Source organism: Flammeovirga agarivorans (genome assembly GCF_012641475.1).
In the GTDB taxonomy this organism is placed as follows: Bacteria; Bacteroidota; Bacteroidia; order Cytophagales; family Flammeovirgaceae; genus Flammeovirga; species Flammeovirga agarivorans.
The window spans coordinates 387,337-409,630 of sequence record NZ_JABAIL010000002.1 but is presented as its reverse complement, the minus strand read 5'-3'; the positions used below and the strand labels follow the sequence as shown (position 1 = coordinate 409,630).

The 22,294-nt window shown below is 34.3% G+C and carries 24 protein-coding genes; 4 read left to right on the top strand and 20 right to left on the bottom strand.

The window, feature by feature from the left end; translation table 11 throughout:
• Positions 1-93 precede the first annotated feature (93 nt).
• The 8 genes from HGP29_RS06435 to HGP29_RS06400 all read right to left on the bottom strand — a co-directional run bounded on the left by HGP29_RS06435 (position 94) and on the right by HGP29_RS06400 (position 7,970).
• Positions 94-1,017, bottom strand: coding sequence for a DnaJ C-terminal domain-containing protein (locus HGP29_RS06435; RefSeq protein WP_168881547.1), 924 nt, complete (start codon positions 1,015-1,017; stop codon positions 94-96).
• Between the two features lie 227 nt (positions 1,018-1,244).
• The gene (locus HGP29_RS06430; RefSeq protein ID WP_168881546.1) at positions 1,245-2,177 is read right to left on the bottom strand and encodes a TIGR01212 family radical SAM protein; all 933 of its coding nucleotides are present in this window, start codon (positions 2,175-2,177) and stop codon (positions 1,245-1,247) included.
• Positions 2,178-2,213: 36 nt separating this feature from the next.
• Positions 2,214-3,452, bottom strand: a complete 1,239-nt coding sequence (locus HGP29_RS06425; protein WP_168881545.1) for an MFS transporter — start codon at positions 3,450-3,452, stop codon at positions 2,214-2,216.
• A gap of 316 nt (positions 3,453-3,768) precedes the next feature.
• Positions 3,769-4,809: a class 1 fructose-bisphosphatase gene (fbp, locus tag HGP29_RS06420; RefSeq protein ID WP_168881544.1), complete on the bottom strand. Its 1,041-nt coding sequence runs from the start codon at positions 4,807-4,809 to the stop codon at positions 3,769-3,771.
• Between the two features lie 172 nt (positions 4,810-4,981).
• Positions 4,982-5,362 carry a phasin family protein gene (locus tag HGP29_RS06415; RefSeq protein WP_168881543.1) on the bottom strand — a complete coding sequence of 127 codons (381 nt, stop codon included), beginning with the start codon at positions 5,360-5,362 and terminating at the stop codon, positions 4,982-4,984.
• A gap of 132 nt (positions 5,363-5,494) precedes the next feature.
• Positions 5,495-6,319 carry an alpha/beta hydrolase gene (locus tag HGP29_RS06410; protein ID WP_168881542.1) on the bottom strand — a complete coding sequence of 275 codons (825 nt, stop codon included), beginning with the start codon at positions 6,317-6,319 and terminating at the stop codon, positions 5,495-5,497.
• Between the two features lie 190 nt (positions 6,320-6,509).
• Positions 6,510-6,914 carry an acyl-CoA thioesterase gene (locus HGP29_RS06405; RefSeq protein ID WP_168881541.1) on the bottom strand — a complete coding sequence of 135 codons (405 nt, stop codon included), beginning with the start codon at positions 6,912-6,914 and terminating at the stop codon, positions 6,510-6,512.
• An 84-nt stretch (positions 6,915-6,998) separates the two neighbouring features.
• On the bottom strand, positions 6,999-7,970 hold the full coding sequence (locus HGP29_RS06400; RefSeq protein WP_168881540.1) for an alpha/beta hydrolase: 972 nt from the start codon (positions 7,968-7,970) through the stop codon (positions 6,999-7,001).
• Positions 7,971-8,091: 121 nt separating this feature from the next.
• On the opposite strand from HGP29_RS06400, the gene HGP29_RS06395 reads away from it, so the two are divergent.
• From HGP29_RS06395 to HGP29_RS06385, 3 genes are read left to right on the top strand one after another with little or no spacing between them, the layout of a single operon-like run.
• A complete protein-coding gene (locus HGP29_RS06395; RefSeq protein WP_317169938.1) occupies positions 8,092-9,879 on the top strand; it encodes a M14 family metallopeptidase in 1,788 nt (595 codons plus the stop codon).
• 6 nt (positions 9,880-9,885) lie between these two features.
• The gene (locus tag HGP29_RS06390) at positions 9,886-10,623 is read left to right on the top strand and encodes a hypothetical protein (protein WP_168881539.1); all 738 of its coding nucleotides are present in this window, start codon (positions 9,886-9,888) and stop codon (positions 10,621-10,623) included.
• A gap of 20 nt (positions 10,624-10,643) precedes the next feature.
• The gene (locus HGP29_RS06385; RefSeq protein WP_235958266.1) at positions 10,644-11,054 is read left to right on the top strand and encodes a YkvA family protein; all 411 of its coding nucleotides are present in this window, start codon (positions 10,644-10,646) and stop codon (positions 11,052-11,054) included.
• A 19-nt stretch (positions 11,055-11,073) separates the two neighbouring features.
• On the opposite strand, the gene HGP29_RS06380 is transcribed toward HGP29_RS06385, so the two are convergent.
• The 5 genes from HGP29_RS06380 to HGP29_RS06360 all read right to left on the bottom strand — a co-directional run bounded on the left by HGP29_RS06380 (position 11,074) and on the right by HGP29_RS06360 (position 16,695).
• On the bottom strand, positions 11,074-11,679 hold the full coding sequence (locus tag HGP29_RS06380) for a PdaC/SigV domain-containing protein (RefSeq protein WP_168881537.1): 606 nt from the start codon (positions 11,677-11,679) through the stop codon (positions 11,074-11,076).
• 158 nt (positions 11,680-11,837) lie between these two features.
• A complete protein-coding gene (locus tag HGP29_RS06375) occupies positions 11,838-13,451 on the bottom strand; it encodes an aminopeptidase P family protein (RefSeq protein ID WP_168881536.1) in 1,614 nt (537 codons plus the stop codon).
• A 120-nt stretch (positions 13,452-13,571) separates the two neighbouring features.
• A complete protein-coding gene (locus tag HGP29_RS06370) occupies positions 13,572-15,116 on the bottom strand; it encodes an acyl-CoA carboxylase subunit beta (protein ID WP_168881535.1) in 1,545 nt (514 codons plus the stop codon).
• A 156-nt stretch (positions 15,117-15,272) separates the two neighbouring features.
• Complete coding sequence (locus HGP29_RS06365) at positions 15,273-15,938, bottom strand: head GIN domain-containing protein (protein ID WP_168881534.1); 666 nt, start codon at positions 15,936-15,938, stop codon at positions 15,273-15,275.
• Between the two features lie 190 nt (positions 15,939-16,128).
• Positions 16,129-16,695, bottom strand: a complete 567-nt coding sequence (locus HGP29_RS06360; protein ID WP_168881533.1) for an outer membrane protein — start codon at positions 16,693-16,695, stop codon at positions 16,129-16,131.
• A gap of 195 nt (positions 16,696-16,890) precedes the next feature.
• Between HGP29_RS06360 and HGP29_RS06355 the strand changes: the two genes are divergently transcribed.
• Positions 16,891-18,027, top strand: coding sequence for an MBL fold metallo-hydrolase (locus HGP29_RS06355; RefSeq protein WP_168881532.1), 1,137 nt, complete (start codon positions 16,891-16,893; stop codon positions 18,025-18,027).
• A 67-nt stretch (positions 18,028-18,094) separates the two neighbouring features.
• On the opposite strand, the gene HGP29_RS06350 is transcribed toward HGP29_RS06355, so the two are convergent.
• The 7 genes from HGP29_RS06350 to HGP29_RS06320 all read right to left on the bottom strand — a co-directional run bounded on the left by HGP29_RS06350 (position 18,095) and on the right by HGP29_RS06320 (position 22,133).
• The gene (locus tag HGP29_RS06350) at positions 18,095-18,412 is read right to left on the bottom strand and encodes a heavy-metal-associated domain-containing protein (protein ID WP_168881531.1); all 318 of its coding nucleotides are present in this window, start codon (positions 18,410-18,412) and stop codon (positions 18,095-18,097) included.
• A 1-nt stretch (position 18,413) separates the two neighbouring features.
• Positions 18,414-18,773, bottom strand: coding sequence for a hypothetical protein (locus HGP29_RS06345; RefSeq protein WP_168881530.1), 360 nt, complete (start codon positions 18,771-18,773; stop codon positions 18,414-18,416).
• Positions 18,773-19,741 (bottom strand): permease, encoded by a 969-nt coding sequence (locus tag HGP29_RS06340; protein ID WP_168881529.1) that lies wholly within the window; start codon positions 19,739-19,741, stop codon positions 18,773-18,775. Before HGP29_RS06340 ends, HGP29_RS06345 begins: the two co-directional genes overlap by 1 nt.
• Before the next feature lie 4 nt (positions 19,742-19,745).
• Positions 19,746-19,988, bottom strand: coding sequence for a thioredoxin family protein (locus HGP29_RS06335; RefSeq protein ID WP_168881528.1), 243 nt, complete (start codon positions 19,986-19,988; stop codon positions 19,746-19,748).
• Positions 19,989-20,033: 45 nt separating this feature from the next.
• A complete protein-coding gene (locus tag HGP29_RS06330) occupies positions 20,034-20,270 on the bottom strand; it encodes a thioredoxin family protein (protein ID WP_168881527.1) in 237 nt (78 codons plus the stop codon).
• Between the two features lie 160 nt (positions 20,271-20,430).
• Complete coding sequence (locus HGP29_RS06325; RefSeq protein ID WP_168881526.1) at positions 20,431-21,333, bottom strand: diacylglycerol/lipid kinase family protein; 903 nt, start codon at positions 21,331-21,333, stop codon at positions 20,431-20,433.
• Between the two features lie 62 nt (positions 21,334-21,395).
• Positions 21,396-22,133 (bottom strand): metallophosphoesterase family protein, encoded by a 738-nt coding sequence (locus tag HGP29_RS06320; RefSeq protein ID WP_168881525.1) that lies wholly within the window; start codon positions 22,131-22,133, stop codon positions 21,396-21,398.
• Between the last annotated feature and the right edge of the window lie 161 nt (positions 22,134-22,294).

Below are 22,294 nucleotides of genomic sequence, written 5' to 3'. Positions count from 1 at the left end.
GTTGGAGGTTAAGTAATTTCAATATTTTTCGGCACAATAATAATGAATTGTTAACCGTAATCCAACCAGAAAGCTGATTTTAATCACCCAATTTTAGGAAAGATCTTTTAACTGTTGGAACAGTTCTTTTTGCTCATCAGTAAGCCCTGTTGGAACTTTCACATTATAAGTGATATACAAATCACCAAACGATCCATCCTTTTTGTAGATAGGAAAACCTTTACCTCTAAGTTTTACTTTTGTTCCGTTTTGAGTTTCAGGTTTCAAGTTCAGTTTTACCTTTCCATCGAAAGTATCAACCATCAATTCACCACCTAAAACTGCACTGTAAAGATCAACATCTACTGTTTTGTAAAGATCATTTCCTTTTCTCTCAAATCCGGTATTATTTGTAATGTGGAAAGTCATTAGAAGATCTCCTTTCTCTCCGCCATTAATACCATCTTTGCCATGTCCCTTAATCTTAATAGTTTGTCCATCCTCAAGCCCTGCAGGTACAGTTACTCTGATGTTTTTACCATTAATTTTATAAGTTTTCTTCTGTGTCTCGTAAACATCTCTTAGTTCTAAGTTGATATTTACCTTGAAGTCTCCACCTTTTTTAGGTCTTGGCTGACGACGGCCACCACCGCCAAACATAGAGTTAAAGAAGTCAGAAAAGTCTCCACCCCCTTCAAAACCACCAAAGCCACCGCTGCCTTGTCCAAAACCACCGAATCCACCGCCGGTACCCTGGCCAAATCCTCCGCCAAAGCCACCACCACCGAATCCTTGTGACTCGAATTGATCAGCATGTTCCCAGTCTTTACCGTATTTATCGTATTTCTTTCGTTTATCTGGATCGCTTAACACCTCATTAGCTTCATTTATTTCCTGAAACTTTTTATGTGCGACTTCATCATCAGGGTTTTTATCTGGATGGTATTGTCTTGCTAATTTTCTATATGCCTTTTTTATTTCGCTTTGGTCTGCACTTTTATCTACACCCAAAACTTTATAATAATCTATATATGCCATTTTATTTTATTCAAATTTATCGTTGTAAGTACAAAAATAACGTTTTTGTCTAATTAAAAACATTACCACTCTTATTTATACGTCTAAGTGTGCAGAATGTTCGCACAGTAAGACCGGAAATAGGAAAATAGATAGTTTTTATTATAATTTAGTTAGTTTTTTATATAAAAATAGCTGATACATCATCAATAAATGTATCAGCTATTTTTCATGAAAATATGTATTTTCTATTTATATAATCTTCCTTGATAGGTGTCTCTTTCCTTTAATCTCTTTTCGATCATGAGTTGAATTTGGTTAGGACGTATTCCCCAATTTGGTGCTATTCGTAAATTTTGAGGGGTATCACTACTGAATCTCTGTATAGCCATATCAGGTCTTAATTGCTCAAGAAAATCAACCATAAAGTCTACATATTCATCGGGTTGAAATAAAGGGAACTGATCAGGGTTTTCTTTATACTGTTTGGCCATAATTGTTCCTTTTACAATCTGTAGCTGATGGAATTTTACAGAACCTAAAGGTAAATCAGAAATGATCTTAGCTTGAGCTAATGTTTCTTCTCTAGATTCTCCAGGTAAACCAAATAACATATGCCCTGCCACAGGTAAACCTCGATCAACCACTTTTTGAATAGCCTCTACAGAATCTTCAAAGGAATGACCTCTGTTGACTTTATCTAGAGTCTTGTTGTAACAAGATTCAATACCAAACTCAATAAAAATTAGATACTTTTCGGCAAGTTCGCTTAAATAATCTAATTGTTCATCAGATAAACAATCGGGGCGTGTACCAATTACAAGTCCATCGATTTTATCATGTTTGAGTGCTTCAGAATAAATTTCCTTTAGTTTTTCCACTGTACCATAGGTATTGGAGTAGGCTTGGAAATAGCCAACAAAAGCCTTGGCACTATGGTATCTTCCTGGTAGGAATTCCATTCCATGATCAATCTGTTCAGTTATAGTTTTCATACCATCATGAAGATAGTTGGGCACAAAACTATCATTGTTGCAAAATGTACATCCGCCGAATCCTAAAGAGCCATCTCTATTGGGACATGTAAAGTCTGCATGAATAGAAACTTTTTGGATTCTACCACCGTATTGTTGTTTCAAATAATCGGAATAGGGGAAATACCTTCTGCTACTTAAATTCATTTTTGATTGATCATGTTGTATACACAAATTTACTGATTATGAGATTACTGTAGCTCGTTTTGCCTTACGAGATTTGTAGTCACTTATTTTACTAAATAACGTTACCCCAAACATTGTTGCTATAACACTGATGTATCCCAAATAATTGTAATGTTCTAAAGATGAATCGATAGGATTTGTGGTGATAATTAATCCTGCTGCAAAAGATGCTAAACCTTGTGAAAGATTCTGAACAGAGGATCTGATACTCATAAAACTACCTCTTTTTGCAGGGTCAGTTGTATTTATTAATAATGCATTAGCAGGAATTGATCGCGCTCCACAGATAAACATTAAAGTTGAAAATACTAAAATGGCAGGGATACTCATTCCTTCTGCATGTGTTAATACTAAGGCTGGGATTAATGTGATAAATGAGATGATCACAAATACCAAGTACTTACCATACTTATCAGACCATTGTCCAATCTTTGGAGAAAAATATAAAGTCGCCAATCCACCTGAAAAATAGATCCAAGTTAACTGTTGGTCCTCAAACCCTATGTTATTTACTAAGTAAGGAGAAAGGAAGGGTATCAAAATAAAATGTCCAAAGAATACTAGACTCAAAGCTGTTAATCCCTGTACTTGCTTTTTGTTGAATAATACTGAAAGTAAGGGGTGTAAAAATTCCTTAATACAGCGAGGTTTCTTTACGTTACTTAAGTGAGCATCTATTTTAGGTAATTGTTTATAACATAATACCCAAAGTACAGAAGCAATGACAGCAATGATAATAAACGGTGCATGCCAGTCTATCTTTACTCCAAGATATAACCCAATAGGGACACCAATAGTTGATGACACAGCAAAGCCTGTCATTAAAATCCCAATACCTGAACCTCTTTTTTCTTCAGGTAACATATCTCCTACAATAGTAAATAAGGCAGCGTTAATTAATCCACCAAATACTCCTGTAAATGTTCTTGCTAATAAAAGAAACTGATAGGTGGTGGCTAACCCACATAAAATAGTTCCTATGGTAAAGAAGAAATATATAGTGAGAAACATCTTTTTCCTTTCGAACCTGTCGATAATGAAAATCGATACAACACCTGAAATAGCAGCAGCTAATGTATAAGATGAAACAACCGCACTCCATTCAAGTGGAGTCATTTCAAATACTTCTTGCAATGTATGTCCTAGGGGCATTAATACAACGAAGTCTAAAATATTAGTAAAACTTACCGCTGCTAGGAGATATAGTGTCAGTTTCTCATGTTTAGTTAAAATCATTTTAGTTTGGTTAATTGTTAGTAGAAATTGATAGTTTCTTACCAATGCTCTTTGTAGTGATAATGAAAATCTAAAACAAAGGTAGTGGTAAGTTAAACAATCCTACTTGTTGCTTACATTTTATTATGATCGTGTTAAAAGTTTGTGTTTAAACAAAATTTGATGATTTTTGCCATATATCCAATTTAAGATACATTTGATAACAATATTTTTCTTGATAAAATATTATGTTAGATAGTAAACAACTGTAATTAACATAGAAAAGCCTGTGATTTAGGTATAATCACAGGCTTTTATTTTCAATATTTCTCTGTATTTAAGCTTTTACCTTAATGGTTTTCACTGAAACAACTTCCTCTTCCTCATATTCATTAAGGTGTTCCATTGCCTCTTTTACCATCTTTGGAGATCCGACATAAAACGGTGTTCTCTCATGGAAATGTTCTGGTTTTATCTCTAGAATTCTTTGGTAACCATCTGTAGCCATACCACCAGATTGCTCAGCTAAGAAAGCTAAGGCGTTGCATTCATAAAGTAGCCTTAATTTGCCCTTTTTATATTTAGAAGTAGACGGGTAGATATAGATACCACCTTTTAGTAGATTTCTATGAAAATCACCCACTAATGATCCAATATAACGAGCAGAAAACTCTCTCTCTTTACAAGTACTTAGATAAGACTTCAATCCTTCAGGGAAAGTATTATACCCACCTTCATTGATAGAGTAGATACTTCCATCCTCTTTACACTTCATATTTGGGTGTGATAAGAAGTATTCACCCAAAGATGGTTCGTAAGTAAAACCATTTACCCCATAACCAGTAGAATAAACTAACATGGTAGAAGAGCCATACAGGACATAGCCTGCTGCGATTTGCTCAGTTCCTTGTTGAAGCATATCTTCTTTGGTAGGAGGGCGGCCAATAGGAGACCTTCTTCTGTAGATTGAAAAAATGGTACCTACTAATACATTAACATCAATATTAGATGATCCATCAAGAGGGTCTATTGCCACAACGTATTTTGCATGGTGATTGCCAGTGTCAATGATACCATCTATTTCTTCTGAAATGATACCACAAGTTTCTCCACCTTTAGAAAGTGCTCTTGTAAAGCGGATGTCAGCAATCATATCCAATTTTTGCTGGGCTTCTCCCTGGACATTATCACTTCCTACACCACCTTCAATACCGGCCAGTCCGGCTCTATTGATTTCGCGGTTAATAATTTTAGCAGCAAGGGCAATGTCTCGTAATAGTTGTGATAGCTCACCGGTTGCATAAGGGAACTGCTCCTGCTTTTGTTGAATAAAGCGGTCTAAAGCAGTACCTACAGATGCTGTAAGTTTATCCATCATAAGGTGAATAATTTAATATGTGTTTAATAGGTGTGTTTTATTGGTTCTGTAAAAATAATGATTTTTATCAAGTATTTGCAATCGGTTGTGTACTAAAGGGCAAAAAAAGACCGACACTACCATACATTGTACAGAAGTGTCGGCCACACACATCACAAAAGTACCAGAAAGACTAAGCTTCTGACGCTTCTGAAGACGCAGGTTTTTCTTCTTCTTTTGAAGGAGCTTTAGCAGCTTGTGCTTCTAATGCTTCAATTCTAGCCTTCAAAATTTCTACCTCTTCAGAATCACCTCCCTTGAACATTGATTTGATTGAATCCAAATCAAAATTCACAGATGAAGTAAATTTGTCTACAAGTGTTTTTACTTGAGACTCAAATTCGTCTTTTTTAGCTTCTGTGTTGGCAACTAATTCGTCTACAATCTTCTTACCTTCTTCTTCAGTAATTTTTTCTTCAGCAATAAGTTTGTCGACTACCTCGTTAACTTTTTCAATTGTGTAAGCTGTAATACCAACACCTGTGTAAACGATTTTTTTTAGTAATTCTTCCATCTTGTTTTGTGTTATTATGTGATTTGTCCGAATTGCAACACAGTTTGTAAACTGCTTGCACAAAGATACTTAAAAATAAATGAATGAACAATCATTTTATGTTCCGATATTACATTTATTTGATATTTTAATTTACGAAACTTTTAAGTGTTTGTTTAGATATTCACATACTTTATTTATAGCATCCTCAGATTCAGGAATAAATCTCCAAAACAATTGCCACCAATGCATAAGGTCATCCCATTTTTGGAAAGTAACATCGACTCCTGCGGCTTTCATTTTCTCTTGAAGCCTAAAACTATCACTGTACAATACTTCATTGGTAGAAGCTTGTATTAAGATAGGAGGAAAGCCATCAAACTCCCCATACAAAGGGGATACCATCGGGTCTTCTAATGATTTCGATCCTGCATATACCTCTGCCCATCGTTGCATTTCTTTCACTTTTACGAAAGGGTCAGAAAACTTATTTTCTTCTGCAGATTTGCCCGTATGTTTCAAATCTGTCCATGGAGATAGACATACACCACATTTTGGGAAAGGTACATTTTTCTCTTTCAAGTAAAATAAGAGTGAACACACTAGGCCACCACCAGCAGAATCTCCAGCAATAGCAATCTCATTTGGAGCAAAACCATTATCTAATAGATATTGATACCCCTGAAAAGCATCTTCAATGGCCGCAGGACAAGGGTAAGTTGGTATTTTTCTATAGTTGACTAATAATGCAGTGGTTCTAGTTTCATCAACAATTTTACCCACTAAAGATCTATGTGTTTGAGACGAACCGATAGCATACCCTCCGCCATGTAGATATAGTAAAGCTCTTTTGGTTTTTGTAGGTCGTACTGGTTCGATCACTTCTGCAGAAAGTCCATTTAACTCAAACTTTTTAGCTTTAACTCCCCAAGGTAATAGTGAAAATATGGCAATAAATTCCGTTGTTTCCCTGAGCATTGTAAGATTGATGTTCTGACTAGGAAAAGCTATTGCACTAAGATTTAATGTTAATTTAAGTAATCTGTGTTGTATAGAGGTCATTCTATTTATTTATGATTTATCTGCTATCCATAATTATTAGATAGTTAGTATTAAAATGAGTGGCATACCCATTTTAATACTTCAAGAGATCATTACGATCTTTTATTTATTTTACTAACTCAACTTTTATCGAGTCTTTTATTTCTTTCGGTCTTTGAGATTTAATATCAAAAGAAACTAAAGTGACTTCAGCTGCTAATGCTTTTTTATCAGTTCCTTTGATAAAAATTTCATGTTCAAAGGTTAAGCTTTTTGTTCCAATTTTGGCAACTCTAGTCTTAATCTCCAATACCTGATTCATAGTGGCAGGGTAGAGGTAGTTGATATTATAATTAGCAATCACAAAGGCAGTTTCTTCTTGAGAAGCTACTTCTAAGGAAGCATTGTTTTCAAAATGAGACCATCTGGCTTCCTCAAGAAATTCCATATATCTCATATTATTTACATGTTGGTAGCTATCAATGTGATAGTTTCTGACTTTAATTTCTTTTGTACTAACTCTGCAGTCCATTAGTTGTAAGTTTAAGCATTGAATGATTTGTATATCAATCGTTTCATTTTAAATGAATGAATATACAATTATTTTATGAATAACCTAAATAGGAAGATTTTGTTTGCTTAACAGCTGAGTCATCATGGTATGAATGTAATTCATTACTTTTTTTTCATACTCTACAGGAGCAGTTGTGATAGACCTTGCATGTTCGGCTTTATCGACGAACCATATGAACTTAGCCCCTTGAGATTTTGCATCATATAATTCCTGAGACATTTCCATGGGAATATAGGTGTCTGCTTTTCCATGGATGAATAGAACAGGCACTTTAGATTGTCGAATTCCTTTTATTGGAGATGCATCAGCGAAGTAAAAACCTGCTCTTATTTTAGCCAAAAGGCTGGTGGTGTCTACAAATCCAATATTAGGCATTCCAAAATCTTCTTTTGCTCGCAACACTAAAAGATTTTTAGTATCTGAAAATGCACAGTCGGAGATATAGAAATTGACAGAATGGGTGGTTTCATTAATGCCAGAATGGGAACAAACAGTTGCGGCTCCAAGAGATTCGCCATGTGCTGCTATAATATCAGATGGTTTTTTCTGTTTCGTCCATTGGACAATTTTTTCTAGATCTCTACTCTCAAAGTAACTGAAAGAGACTTCATTTCCTCCAGATAGACCATGTTTTCTGTGATCATACAGAACGACATCAATACCATTCTTTAAATAGATTTGAGCATAGCGCATCATTCTCCAACGGTCATGCGTAACGCCGTGGACCATAATCACAGTTAGAGGAAATTGTTCGTTGGATACTTTTAAGTAAGAACCTTTTAATTGGTACCCATAGTCAGAATCAACGGTAAAGTCTTCTCTGTTGACTTCGGCTAATAATGTGGTATCAAAAGACCCATTTTGTTTTTCTTCTTCTAGATGACTTTCACCTTGGTAAGTTTTTATTAATACAGACTGATTGTAAGAAAAAAATGATACAACGATGTAGATTAAAATAATAGAGAGTGAAACACCACCAATAATTTTCTTATTTCTCGAGGATAACGGGATCATTATGAATGTTCTTGAATGATAAATTTAATGTTGTTATACAATTTAAAGAATCTTTGAAGAAACCGATTATTTATAAGATATTTATAAGTGATAAACACATTTATTTATTGAAATTAGAATAGTGAGAAACCATTTTTTTATCTATATCCTTCTTGTCGCTTTTGTATTTACTGCTTGTTCAGAAGAGGAAGTGCAACAAGAACAGATTGATCAAAAACAACTACCTAAAAAGGATCTCAATTGGGAAACGGTATTTGAAACTTCCGATGGCACCAAGACAGTGACCTATCAGGAAGGGATTGCCTATTATAAAAAATTAGCGAAGCACTTTGATCAGTTCCATTTGTTGAATTTTGGTACTACTGATGCAGGCAAACCGCTTCATCTGGGTGTTTTGTCACCAGAAGGATCCTATTTACCTTCTAATTTCAAAACCAAAAATGTTTTATTGATCAATAATGCCATTCATCCTGGAGAACCTGATGGGGTAGAAGCTTCTATGATGTTAGTTAGAGACATTCTTGAGAAGAAAGTAGATTTTGAGTTGAAGAATACCATCATAGCCATTATTCCTTTTTATAATATTGGTGGTGCATTAAATAGAAATACAGGTACAAGGGCCAATCAAGATGGACCAGAAGAATATGGTTTTAGAGGCAATGCCCAAAATTTGGATCTCAATAGAGATTTTATAAAAATGGATTCAAAAAATATGTGGGCCTTTGCAGAAATTTTCCGCCTTACTAAACCAGATTTATTTATTGATACCCATGTGAGTAATGGAGCTGATTATCAGTATACACTCACCTATTTGGCTTCTCATGAAGATAAATTGGGTGTTGTGGGAGAATTTGTAAGAGATAAAATGAATCCCTACATGGAACAAGCGATGGATAAAGACGGTTATCCTATTGTTCCTTATGTAAATGTTTGGGGAACAACGCCTGATAAAGGATATGTTCAATTCTTTGATTCACCAAGATATTCATCAGGATATGCAGCCTTGTTTAATGTACCGAGTTATGTGGTAGAAACTCATATGCTCAAACCGTATAAAGAACGAACTCTAGCCACTTATGGTTTCTTAAAGCATGCGGTGAAATTCCTTGAAAGTAATGGTGAAGCCTTAAATTTAGCGAAGAAACAACAATTTTCTTTAGATAGTATGGCTACAGCATTGCCTGTCAATTGGGAAGCTGATATGACACAAGCAGATACTTTATTATTTAAAGGTTATGAGGGCGTTATGAAAAAGAGTGAGGTGAGTGGTTTTTCAAGATTATTTTATGATCGTACAAAACCATATGAGAAAGCTATTCCTTATTATAATGCTTTAAAAGTTACTGAGGTTGCTACAATCCCAAATTATTATGTAATCCCTATGGGATGGTCAAAAATTGTTGATTATCTAAAACAGAATAATATTAAAGTAAAGCAATTCAAAAGAGATCAAGCATTAAAAGTAAAGGTGACCTATATCGATGAATATGAAACGGTGAAAACTCCATATGAATCCCATTATCTACATTATAATATTAAGACTTCTACTAGGGAAGAAGAAGTTAAGGTACGTAAAGGAGATTACATTGTGAAAACGAATCAGCCGTTTGTTCGTTTTATAATAGAGACACTTACGCCATCAGCAAAGGATTCTTATTTTGCTTGGAACTTCTTTGATGCGATTTTACAGCAGAAGGAACATTTCTCGGCGTATGTTTTTGAAGACAAAGCGAAGCAATATTTGGACGAAGATCCTGAATTAAAAAAAGCTTTTGATGAAGCTTTGAAGAAAGATGCTTCTCTAAGAAAAAATGGATACAAACAGTTAGAATTCATTTATGACCAAACCAACCATAAAGAAAAGTCATTTATGAGGTATCCAATTTACAGTGTATATACAGAAAAATAATAAATCATGGAATATCAACACTTAAGACCTACGGAATTAGCCTTCTTAACACACCTTTCCAATGCAGAAGGAAAAGTGTTGATGAGATTTACCATAATTAATTTGGTCATGGAAGGAGTGTTAGAAGGAAAGGTAAAACACACTGAAAATGGTACCGTGACTAAATTAAGTAAAGGAGAACAGTTTTATAGCTTTACACCAAGAGCCTATGAGAAGATTTTCCTGTCATATTTTAAAGATGATCAGGAAGATATTTATACAATCAAGACTTTATTACAAAAAGTAAAGGAAGATATCTCACCAAAGGATTTCTTAAATAAGTACATAAAACAAGAGCCTTCGATACAAAAATATCTTGGAAAAGGATTTCTAAATCAACTTTCGTCTACAGTAAAACTATCTTTAGAAGGGAAGAAGATGGTCAGTAACCTATTAGCGTATTTAAAAGAAAGAAACAATACCTACAAGTATACCATGTCAGAAAGTAGAAAGTTGGCTGTCCTCCAAGAAATGGGGTCGTTAGCTTTACTATTACCTTCTTTTGATCAAGAGATTTTACCTCAGTTTAAACTGCTTATCAAATCTAAGATACAAACCGCCGGAGATGAGAAAATAGATGATTTTGAAAATTACTTTGATGAAGCCCCACTATTTTTAGGATCTCTACAGCTTATTTATAAAATAGGAGGGATTGATGAAAGTGGAGATACCGATAGTCAAGACGATGGTGGAGAAGGAGCATAAACAATTAACAAATGAAGAAAATGAAAATAAAAGATATTGATACTAAGAAATATGTAAAAGGCTTTCAGGAGAACCAATTTCTTGAAAAACTAATCAACATAGCTAAAAAAGCTGGAGAAAAGGTCGTATATATTGGTTTGGTGTTGTTCTTTATGTACATCGATACAGAGACACCCAAAAAGGCAAAAGTAGCAATTGCAGGGGCATTAGGGTACTTACTGATACCTTTCGATTTAATCCCCGATTTCATTCCTATTGTAGGTTACTCAGATGATTTTTCTGTAGTATTAGCCGCAGCAAGTTATGTGGCAGTTTGTTTAAAGGAAGAACATTTAAACCTTGCAGTAAAGAAAATGGAAGAATGGTTCGATGATTTCGAAGCTTCAGAGGTAGAAGGACTTAATGCAATGATTTATAAAAAAGAAAAATAATACAGACTTCTGAGAAGTGTTATAGCCCTAGTTCTTGAACATAGGGCTTTGTTATGTCTTTTACTTCCGCCCAAGTTAATGTTACCTGTTCTGGACAGTGCTTACTTTTGCATTTGTTGCTATCGAGTGGAAATGTAATTCCTTTTGTGTCTATACAGAAATTAGAAGTAACGCCTTTCTTAAGTTTAATATCAGAGTATTTGTGTTTGAGTTTATTGAAAATGGCGTTTTTATAATCAATTTCATCATCAAATAAGTCTTTGAGACGGATGACTTTATTTTTCTGAGAATCAAAGTTGTAAGTCATTTTGATGATTTTAATTCCATCAAAACCATTGAAATAAGTATCTTTTTTAAAAGAGATACTCAGAATACCATTATTGTTGTGATGTACTTGATAATCAAGGTTTAAATAACTTAATCCCATAGCCCCTTTTTCTGATTTTACATCAATAATCTTTGCTCTGAAATTATTGATTGCCATAATCATGATTCTTTGAATATCGAGGTTGATTTGATGCTCAATGTCTAGCTTCTTTGAACAGATAACTTTTGGGTAGGAGATATTCAATTCATAGTGCATCGATGAATTCAGTTTATTAAACCCCTGTTTCTCTATTTCCATGGCATAGAAACTCAGGGCGCTGTTCAACACTGAAATTTGCTTGAATGATGTGTTGAAAAAAAGTACTATGAATAAGATTACAAATCTCATAAAAATTGTAGGCCTCGCTAAATGTAAAACAAATTAAAGGCCGAAATATTGTATTTGGGTCAAGATATTTAATCTAATGAAGGAAGCTGTAGCTTATTAAAGGCACTTTCTTCTTTCATCAGTTGCTCAATTTCATCAGTAGTCCTTGGGGCTCTTGCAGATAAATTTACAGGTCCTTCTTTAGTAATCAAAATATCATCTTCAATTCTTATCCCAATTCCCCACCATTTTGGATCACATTCACTATTTATAGGGATATAGATTCCAGGCTCAACAGTGACCACCATTCCTTCTTTTAAAGTGGTGTAATGTCCTTTATCATGTACATCTAATCCAATATGATGCATCAATCCGTGAGGGAAATATTCATTATAAGCTTCTGGGTATTCGATGATCTTTAATTTGGTTAATGCTTTACCAATAATTTTAGATGACAACTCATAGATCTCATTGAAAGAGGCTCCCTCTTTACATGCTTGAATACATTCGTTTTGTGCTTTTAATACGATATCATAAAGTATCTTCTGCTCTTTTGAGAATGTTCCATTTACAGGAATTGTTCTAGTCACATCAGCTGTATACCCTCTATACTCAGCACCACAATCCATAAGAATGAGTTCGCCATCTTCTACATGTTGCTTATTATTAGCAATGTAATGTAGCATACACCCATTTTCTCCCGCACCAACAATACTTGGATAACCTTCATATTCGGCTCCATATTTTTTATAGATAAACTCATGAATACCCTGGATCTCTGTTTCCGACATTCCTGGTTTCATCGCTTTCATAACTTCTATCTGAGCAATGCATGAAATGTCGATAGCCTTTTCTAGAAGTTGTATTTCTTCCTCTTTTTTTATTTCTCTTAGATCTGCCATCAGACTGTCGAGTAACATAAGAGAAATATTAGTGGTTGGTAATAGCTCGGCAATTTTGACTCTTTCTTCTGGAGATTGGGCAGAAACGAAATCAATAATAGTAGGATCTAATCTTAGTATCATCGCATCTCTAAGTTCCATACCTACAAATTGAGCCACATTTGCTTGATTTTGAAGTGTAGTACCTCTCATCATATTGTAAATATGTTCACTAGCTGGATGGAGAAATGCAGGGTAATTTGCTTGTTTTTTGAAGGTGGAAATTAAATCAAATAGATCATATGGATCATAAATATTATTTTTTACATCTCTTGGAGGATCGAAGGTCAGTACCTTTTCAAAAGTAGAAAAATCGATTTCCATTCTTTTGAGTTGATGATTTGAAAAAACACATGAAACATCAAGAGCTTGGTGTACGCCTTCTACACCTAACCTTGTGCCATTCCATTTTTCATCATATTTATCTTTAGGTTGAACAAAGAACAGTTCATTACACTTGGTTCCATCAGATAAGGTATACGGCTCAGAGAAGATAAATAATACTGCATTTGGTTCTCTATATCCAGTAAGGTAGAATAGATTAGGGTCTTGATGGTACACATAATTTACATCATTGGCTCTATTCCGTATCGGGTTGGCAAAAAATACGGCAACACTTTTAGGAGGCATTTTTTGTCTAAGTGATTCTCTTCTCTCTACATGAAAGTCTGATGACGTATAATCTTTTGGAGCATACTTGTATTGTGCTTCCGTAATGATGGGTAAGAAGAATAAAAAGGTGATGTAAAAAAATCTATTCATTAAAAATTACTATTTGGACATTAACCTAAACCAAGATAATCATTGTAAAAAGAAAAGTGAATGACTTTTATAATTAATTGAAAAGTCATTCACTTTCTTAGTAGTATTAGTCAATGGATACTACAAAGGTATATTACCATGTTTTTTTCTTGGAATCTTATCCACCTTGTTTCTTAGCATATCAAATGCAGCAATAAGCCTTTCTCGAGTATTTTCTGGTTTAATTACTTCATCGATATAACCTCTATAGGCGGCTCTATATGGATTGGCAAACTCTTCGGTATACTCTTCAATTTTTTCTTGGAGTTTTGCTTCAGGATCATCTGCAGCTTTAATTTCTTTTCGGAATATTATTTCTGCAGCACCTTGTGCACCCATTACTGCAATTTCAGCTGTTGGCCAAGCATAATTAAGGTCTGCTCCAATGTGTTTAGAGTTCATTACATCATAGGCTCCACCATAGGCTTTTCGCGTAATCACAGTAATTCTTGGAACGGTTGCTTCACAGAAGGCATACAAGAGTTTCGCTCCATTGGAAATGATACCATTCCATTCTTGATCCGTACCTGGTAAAAAGCCAGGAACATCTTCGAATACAAGTAGTGGTATATTAAACGCATCACAGAAGCGAACAAAACGAGCCGCTTTTTTTGAAGCATCATTATCTAATACTCCAGCGAGTACAGCAGGTTGGTTGCCGACTACCCCAATACTTTTTCCTCCCATACGAGCAAAACCAACGACAATATTTTCGGCATAAGCTTCATGTACTTCAAAGAAAGTATCTTCATCAATGCAGCCTAGAATGACTTCTCTAATATCGTATGGTTGATTGGGGTTGTCTGGGACAATATCTGCCAACTGTTTTCTAACTTCAGATTCTTTTGTCTTATAATCATATCTAGGGGAGTCCATCTCACAGTTTTGTGGAAGATATGATAAAAGTGTTCTAATATTTTGGATAGCTACTGCTTCGTTGGCTGCAGTGAAGTGAGTAACACCACTTTTGATGGAATGAGCAGATGCCCCACCAAGTTCTTCAGAAGTGACTTCTTCATGTGTAACTGTTTTTACTACGTTAGGTCCTGTTACAAACATGTAAGATGTATTCTCTACCATCATGATAAAATCTGTGATTGCAGGAGAGTATACAGCTCCACCGGCACAAGGCCCCATAATACAGGAGATCTGAGGAACTACACCAGAGGCTTGTGTATTTTTATAAAAAATATCAGCATATCCACCTAATGATTTTACTCCTTCTTGGATTCTAGCTCCTCCAGAATCATTTAAACCAATAATTGGAGCACCGTTTTTCATCGCCATATCCATGATTTTGCAAATCTTTTCTGCATGCGACTCCGAAAGGGATCCTCCAAATACTGTGAAATCTTGAGAGTAGACATAAACAAGTCGACCGGAAATCTTACCGTACCCTGTGACTACACCATCTCCAAGGTAGTGTTCTTTGTCTAATCCAAATTGCACTTCACGGTGTCTTACAAACTTTCCTACTTCATGGAAAGTATTGTGGTCAAGTAGCAATTCTATACGTTCTCTTGCAGTTAGTTTACCTTTTTTATGTTGTGCTTCTATACGTTTTTCACCACCGCCTAACTCAGCAAGACGGTTCATTTCCTCCAAAGTTTGAAGCTTATCTTTCATATGTGTTGTTTTTGTGTGTTCTGTTTGATGTGTTTATAAGCTAGTGAAACTTAGAGAAAAAATATTAAAAATCAGAAACAAAGGAGAAATATTCTTCATGAAAATAAAAAAAGCTATCCATTACAGATAGCTTTTTGATGAATATAAGAGGAGAACTTATTCTTTAAGTTCAGTGTAGTTTTTTACGCTACCCAATCCATTTGCTGAAATTTTACAAGTATTATAGGCATTCACTTTCATGTTTCCGATACCATTACATTCAGCGACCATATCACGGACAACGAGATCTCTTGCGTCTACGCTGCCTACACCGTTAGCCTCTAAATTAGCTGTAATTGCATTTCCACTTAGTTTTAATTTACCTACACCTGTAAATTCAAGATTTAATTCTTTACAGTTAATTTTAAGATCAGTAGTTCCTACTCCTGTATTTTCAAAAGTAAGTGTATTAAACTTTAATTCATTTTCGTTGGTAATTTCACCAACCAATGTAGTTTCTAGTTTTTCTAGATCTTCAAATTGAATAAAAACGACCAAGTCTTTCTTGTTGGTTTTACCATTTTTGTCGTCGTCTTTGGAATTGCTAATTCTTAATTTCTTTCCGTCTTGAATGGTTTTAAACTCGGCAACATCTTTTTCTTTCCCCTCAATAAATACTTTACAAGTAGAACCTTGTTTGAAGACAACATCAAATGCCCCTTCTAATTCTAATGTATTGAAGTCATTAACGGAGATCGGTTTTGTAACTTTATTATTACCCTGAGCGAATAAGTTGAATGAGAATAATAGAAAAGCGAAAAGTAAGGAAGTAAAAGATTTCATTAGTATTTGATTTAAATTTTAATTTAAAGACAACCTATGAAGAAGAAGGTTGCATGAGAAGTTTAGATTTGATAAATAATTGAAGTATTAAATAATTTAATTTACGACAGGAAGTTATAAAAAATTATGTATGATGGGATAAAAAAAGGATCACAAATTTCTCTGTGACCCTTTATTTCATTTAAATTTTTTATTCGTCTCCTCCAAAATGAAGTACTCCACTCAACCCTAAAGTAGAAAGGTGAGCATCACTACTAAGGTCCATCGCTTCCCATTCTAATCTAACTTCAAACATTCCAAGCATTACACCTGCACCTACACCCCAAAGGAATTTTGTTTCATTATCGCTATCCGATGCAGTTTGTCCACCAGAAACAGAGTTGTCATACTTTGCAAAGAAAGCACCCGCTTTTGCGAAGCCGAATATTGGACCGATTTGCAGTTTACCTCTTGCTGCTACATCCCAACCTGTAACTTTGGACTCATAGGTATTTCCACTACTAGAATCTTTTACTTTACCTAACGATCGGTAGCCGCCTTCAATACCAAGGAACTTATTACCAACGCCTGCAAATACTTTCCAGGCAAGAGCATTGTCATTTACTTTAAAGTCATCACCAGAAATATCAGTGAGTTTATGCTCTGCGAAAGTGTTACCAACACCGCCTCCAATTCTAAAAGATTGTGCTGATGTAACATTGATTAAAGTGAGTGAGCATAAAAATGCGAATAGAAATGAAAATAGTAGTTTTTTCATGAGTTATTAAAATTGATAATTATTGAAGAGTTACTATCCAATAGACAGTTAATTGATTTAAGTTGACAAAATATTCAATTGATTTTTAATTGGTTACACAATCAATAAACTAAAAATAGCTTCAAATAGTATCATTTATGATTACATTTTTAAAACTTATAAGTTCAAAACAAATTCTTATTGAAAAAGTATTATATGTCACTTAGAAAAACACTGAAATATATTTCATTTTCTATCCTTTCTGTTCTTGCTTTTATTGTGATAGTTGGGCTATTATTTATCACTTTAAGTCCACAGTTTGGAGGGACACATACAGAAGAAGATATTAAAAGATATACAGCCTCAGGGCATTATGATGATGGTGAATTTATCAATTTGACAACGACTACCATGGATATGAATATGGATAGTATTTGGTCAACATTAAGAGAGTTCATGGCAGGTGTACCTAATGATAGACCTGCAAGAAACATCGAAGTGTTATCAATGGAAGTGGGTGATGTAGTGAACAATGATACGCTAACTAGAGTAACATGGTTTGGTCATTCTGCTTTCTTGGTAGAAATGGCAGGGAAAAAGATCTTATTAGATCCAATGTTAGGAGATGTTCCGGCTCCACATCCATGGTTAGGTCAATCGAGATATTCTAAAGAATTACCAATATCTATCGAAGATATGCCACATATCGATGCTGTTTTTATATCTCATGACCATTATGATCATTTAGATTATGAGAGTATCGAAAAGTTGAAAGGAAAAGTAGATCAATACTATCTGCCATTAGGTGTTGGTGCTCATTTTAGAGCATGGGGTATTCCAGAGGAGAAAATCCATGAATTAAATTGGTGGGACGAGGCTGAGTTAGGTAACATCAAATTAGCATTTACTCCATCAAGACACTTTTCTGGAAGAGGACTTACAGATAGGAATGCGACATTATGGGGGTCTTGGGTATTGATGTCAGAAAAAGATAGATTATACTTTAGTGGTGATGGTGGGTATGGAACTCACTTTAAAGAGATTGGTGAAAAGTATGGTCCGTTTGATTTAGGTATGATGGAATGTGGTCAATACAATGTGAAATGGGCACAGATACATATGTTACCAGAAGAGTCTGCTCAGGCTGCAGTAGATATTAATGCTAAACTAATGATGCCTATACATTGGGGAGCATTTACTTTAGCACTACATTCCTGGACTGACCCTGTGGTAAGAGTGAAGAAAAAAGCAGATGAATTAAATATGCCAATTTCAACTCCAAGAATAGGAGAACCTATAGTTTTACATCAGGAAAAATATCCTATTTCTTCTTGGTGGGAAAACTACTTGTAGATATAAAAATAAAGGGATTCCAATGTTAGGAATCCCTTTTTTGGGTAATAAAGAATTAGTCACACGTCTATTGCTTTACTTTGTATGGCGTCTGATTAATAGCATCAATGATTTCTTTTTCAGAAGCCTTGCTGTTATCAAACCATACAGTTACCGAGGAGCTTTCTAAATTGGGTTGCATTCCAAGATATCCATCTACTTCTTTAAGAGAGTAGTTTACAATCCCCGTACAACAACTTGATTTAAAGCCTTTCAGTTGATATGTTTTTTCTGTTTGCTTTACCGTAATGGATGATACTTTTTCAGTTGTATTCCCATTAGATGTACTACAACTACTGATAAAAAGTAATCCAACGATAGTGATGATGATGTTGATTAGTTTCATTTTATATTAGGTTTAAATAAGGAAGTATTAGAATAAAGATATTTAAGAAGGCGATGCCCCATAAAAATCTTTTAGATTGGAAAAAATGGAATGCTCTTTTTTCTGATAGTGCTAACTCTTCATATTCTATATTACTAGTGCAACAGCTCTCTTTCTTGTTTGGAAAATAGGCTTTGTACAAATTATAAATTGTTAGCATTAAACTACTTCCAATTAATAATGGCTTGATACTTATCAGCCAAGTTAATGTTGATGCAGAAACCCCCATTAGTCCTACAATAGCTAACAAGGGCCCTACACAACAGGTAGAAGCAAGTAAGGCGGTAAATACCGCCAAACCTGATTTTAAAATATTTTGCATTAGCTAAACATTATATTGAAGAAATAACCTGCAAGGATCATCCCTAAGCCAATGGTACTGAAGAAAGTGATAATTAATTGCTTCTTCATTACTTTCTTTAGAAGTAAAGCTTCTGGTAAGGATAAGCCAACGGCTCCCATCATAAAGGCGATTGCTGTTCCCATAGGTACTCCCTTAGCAATCAATGAGTCAATGACAGGTAAGATACCTACGGCGTCAATGTATAATGGTATTGCTGTTAAAACCGCAATTGGTACAGCAAATGGATTGTCAGCATTAATGTATTTTTCAAAGAAAGATTGAGGAACAAATCCATGAATAAATGAACCGATAGCCAAACCAACTAAGATATATGGAATCAGTTTCTTTAATGTCTGAACTGTTTCAGCATGAATTTCAGGTAATCTCTCACCGAACGATCTTTCGTCATTATCCTCTACAGCATGTGTCTCCGCTAAGTTTTTTACCCAGTCAGCCACATATTTTGCCATACCGATTTTATCTAAGATGATACCACCTACAACACCAAGTAGAATTCCGAAAAGCACATAGATAATGGTAAACTTCCATCCATAAGAAACAATAAACATTGCAATAGCCACTTCATTTACCAAAGGTGAAGTAATCAGGAAAGAAAGTGCAATACCTAAAGGAATTCTTGATTGCATCATCCCCACAAAAAGAGGAATAGATGAACACGAACAGAATGGTGTTACAGCGCCTAAAGAGGAAGCAAGAAGGTTACCAATACCAAACTTTTTATTTTTCTCTAAGTAGGCTCTTATCTTATTTAATGGAAGATAACTTTGAACGATCCCCATGATATAAGTAATAATTATTACTAAGAGAATGATATGAGTAGTTCCTACAAGAAAGTAATGTAAGGCACTACCAAAAGTTGATTCAGGTGCTAAACCTATTAATTGATAAACTAAATAATCTGCTGCTTTTATTAATAAACTTTCCATGATACTATGCATTTAAGATTTTCAATAATTCTTCATCTGAATGATGTTTTTTATAACTGTAAACTTTATCGTTTACCACAACTGCAGGAAATTCTGAAGTGCCATACATCATTACTTGTTCTAATTCTCTGAGGTCTTCTACTTGTACAGCGATATTATTTTTCTCTGCAACTTTTTCGACTCTCTTCTTTATGATCGGATTAATCATACAGCAATCCTGATGAAGAATTTTGATAATCTTTTCCATGACTTGTTTCTATTAGAGTGAATGAGAAATTTTAGAGGAGAGCTATTATGCAAGCATAGCTGCTACATCCTCATCTGTATTTTTTTGGCGGTAGTTGAATACTTTTCCATCAATTACCAAAGAAGGAAACTCTGTAGTACCGAACTGCATTGTTTCAATCATATCAGTTACATCTTGAATAGCTACTTCAACATTTTTTTCTGCAGCCACTTTTTCAATTTGTTTTCTGATTCTTGGGTTAACACCGCAGCATGATTGATGTAAAATTTTGATCGTTTTCATAGGAATTTATTTTTTAAATTTTGATTGTTTTAAACTGTTTTCACCTATGAAGTATGGGAAGGAGTTGAAAAGACACACATTTTAGAAAAAAAATAAAAAAAAACTTCAATCAGTTTGTTAACTAATTGAAGTTTAGTGTTTTGTGGTTTTTTTCTATTCTTTATAAATCTTCTAATAATAGATTTTTTCTTGTTGTGATAAATTGGACAGCACCAGGCACAATTTCAATGTCAAGTTCTGTGATGTCTCCAATTACTTCTCCATCTAATTGGAGAAGTTGAGGGTTTTTAAATTTAATCTTTGCTTTTTCAGCAGAATAAACGTTGCCATTAGCATCTTCTAAAAAGCTCTCATCAAATTTTGAAAGACCTACGATAATAAGATCTTCAAAATTCATTTCTGGTATGGCTACCAATTCAAATTTACCATCAAAAGGATTACTAATACTATTTAGAGGGACACCTGTTCCAAATTTTCTAGCATTACATATCGCCATCATAATACCTGTTTCGTCATACTCTTCACCGTCAATCTCTATGGTGTAATCGAATATGTTTGTCTCTCTAAGTTGTTCTAGGAAATACTTAAAGTAGGTAGTCATACCTCTATTGGGATCTTTAGAATACCCATTAACAATCTGAGCATTTACCCCAATATCACCTATATGAAGACAATAATGTTCGTTGTTGACTTTTAATAAATCAAGCCCTACAGATATTTTAGACATCAGAATATCTTTTAGGGCTGACATTGGATCCGGATCAACAAACAACTCTACAGCCATTCCATTTGCAGAACCTAAAGGAATAATGCCCAAAGGAATTTCACTATCTAATAATGCTGTAGACGTAAATAAAGTTGTGCCGTCACCACCTACAGATGCCACTCGACTGGGTTGGTAATGGTCTATCTCTTTTTTGAGATTTTCTAAATCATCCTTACCCGTAGTCCTAAAGATATGGTAATGAATATCATATACATCTAATAGGGCTGTAGCTTCCTTAAGGAAAGGTTCTTTATCGATATCACCAGAAATAGGGTTGACAACAAATAATAGTCTCATATTTAATAGTTTGACGTTAATCGGTCGAGGTAAATTTAAATAGTTAATTTAATGAACTTTCATTAAAGTTGATCTTTATTCTTCACTTTAATCAATTCTAAACTATCTAAATTTAAACAAGATAGATAACCATGATATTTTCTTTGTTCTGTAGTTGGTGTTTTCAAATATGCACAGCCTGAATCTAGATTGATAATCTTTCTTTTTTCTTTGACCATCTTTTCTACTTCATAAATAAATTTAGGCGTATGCCCATGAACTAATCGTTTCTTCTTCAAAACTTCATTAATACGTTCAATAGGAGGCAAAGGCTTTCTAATGGTTAACATTGCGTCAAAGTCTTTTTTAGGCTTTTCGGCACTAAAATTAAATCCAGCATGCACAAAGTGATAATCTTCAATAATGATATGATAAGGCAGTTCATTGAAGAATTCTTTATGGTGCCAATATAAAACGCCATCCTCACTTAGAATACTCTTTCTAGGTTTTGTGAAAATCCTTGTGATGAAACGTAAAAATTTAGGCTTATAAGTTTTCTGCTTGTCAATCAGGTTCTGCTCATGGTTCCCTCTGATTGTATATATATGATAACCGTCTTTTTGTAAATCGAGAATATAATCGATCACTTCTTTGCTGTAAGGACCTTTATGGATATAGTCTCCGAGTAAAACAATAAAGTCGTTAGTAGTAATTTTTAATTCGTCTTCTAATAAATATTTCAAGGTGTGGTAACAACCATGAATATCACCAATCGCAAATCTTCTGACGTATTTGTCCGTCTTTAATTTTAACTTTTTCAAAATAATGATCTAATATCTTTTTTCTTATTGGATTCAAAGGTATAATTTTGAGCCGTGATCACATAGAAAAATATCGAGATCTAAGAATAATTATATTGTAAGTGATTGATTATTAGATGTTATTCACAGACTATAAACACTAATTCAGATAAAATTGTTGA

What these genes read in the sequence shown, in the direction of transcription:
- HGP29_RS06435 (WP_168881547.1), bottom strand. Translation starts at nt 1,017, where the DNA reads ATGGCATATATAGATTATTATAAAGTTTTGGGTGTAGATAAAAGTGCA.
- HGP29_RS06365 (WP_168881534.1), bottom strand. Translation starts at nt 15,938, where the DNA reads ATGAAATCTTTTACTTCCTTACTTTTCGCTTTTCTATTATTCTCATTC.
- HGP29_RS06425 (WP_168881545.1), bottom strand. Translation starts at nt 3,452, where the DNA reads ATGATTTTAACTAAACATGAGAAACTGACACTATATCTCCTAGCAGCG.
- HGP29_RS06415 (WP_168881543.1), bottom strand. Translation starts at nt 5,362, where the DNA reads ATGGAAGAATTACTAAAAAAAATCGTTTACACAGGTGTTGGTATTACA.
- HGP29_RS06375 (WP_168881536.1), bottom strand. Translation starts at nt 13,451, where the DNA reads ATGAATAGATTTTTTTACATCACCTTTTTATTCTTCTTACCCATCATT.
- HGP29_RS06345 (WP_168881530.1), bottom strand. Translation starts at nt 18,773, where the DNA reads ATGCAAAATATTTTAAAATCAGGTTTGGCGGTATTTACCGCCTTACTT.
- HGP29_RS06385 (WP_235958266.1), top strand. Translation starts at nt 10,644, where the DNA reads ATGAAAATAAAAGATATTGATACTAAGAAATATGTAAAAGGCTTTCAG.
- HGP29_RS06350 (WP_168881531.1), bottom strand. Translation starts at nt 18,412, where the DNA reads ATGAAACTAATCAACATCATCATCACTATCGTTGGATTACTTTTTATC.
- HGP29_RS06330 (WP_168881527.1), bottom strand. Translation starts at nt 20,270, where the DNA reads ATGAAAACGATCAAAATTTTACATCAATCATGCTGCGGTGTTAACCCA.
- HGP29_RS06340 (WP_168881529.1), bottom strand. Translation starts at nt 19,741, where the DNA reads ATGGAAAGTTTATTAATAAAAGCAGCAGATTATTTAGTTTATCAATTA.
- HGP29_RS06335 (WP_168881528.1), bottom strand. Translation starts at nt 19,988, where the DNA reads ATGGAAAAGATTATCAAAATTCTTCATCAGGATTGCTGTATGATTAAT.
- HGP29_RS06405 (WP_168881541.1), bottom strand. Translation starts at nt 6,914, where the DNA reads ATGGACTGCAGAGTTAGTACAAAAGAAATTAAAGTCAGAAACTATCAC.
- HGP29_RS06430 (WP_168881546.1), bottom strand. Translation starts at nt 2,177, where the DNA reads ATGAATTTAAGTAGCAGAAGGTATTTCCCCTATTCCGATTATTTGAAA.
- HGP29_RS06390 (WP_168881539.1), top strand. Translation starts at nt 9,886, where the DNA reads ATGGAATATCAACACTTAAGACCTACGGAATTAGCCTTCTTAACACAC.
- HGP29_RS06325 (WP_168881526.1), bottom strand. Translation starts at nt 21,333, where the DNA reads ATGAGACTATTATTTGTTGTCAACCCTATTTCTGGTGATATCGATAAA.
- HGP29_RS06355 (WP_168881532.1), top strand. Translation starts at nt 16,891, where the DNA reads ATGTCACTTAGAAAAACACTGAAATATATTTCATTTTCTATCCTTTCT.
- HGP29_RS06370 (WP_168881535.1), bottom strand. Translation starts at nt 15,116, where the DNA reads ATGAAAGATAAGCTTCAAACTTTGGAGGAAATGAACCGTCTTGCTGAG.
- HGP29_RS06400 (WP_168881540.1), bottom strand. Translation starts at nt 7,970, where the DNA reads ATGATCCCGTTATCCTCGAGAAATAAGAAAATTATTGGTGGTGTTTCA.
- HGP29_RS06360 (WP_168881533.1), bottom strand. Translation starts at nt 16,695, where the DNA reads ATGAAAAAACTACTATTTTCATTTCTATTCGCATTTTTATGCTCACTC.
- HGP29_RS06380 (WP_168881537.1), bottom strand. Translation starts at nt 11,679, where the DNA reads ATGGAAATAGAGAAACAGGGGTTTAATAAACTGAATTCATCGATGCAC.
- HGP29_RS06410 (WP_168881542.1), bottom strand. Translation starts at nt 6,319, where the DNA reads ATGCTCAGGGAAACAACGGAATTTATTGCCATATTTTCACTATTACCT.
- fbp (WP_168881544.1), bottom strand. Translation starts at nt 4,809, where the DNA reads ATGATGGATAAACTTACAGCATCTGTAGGTACTGCTTTAGACCGCTTT.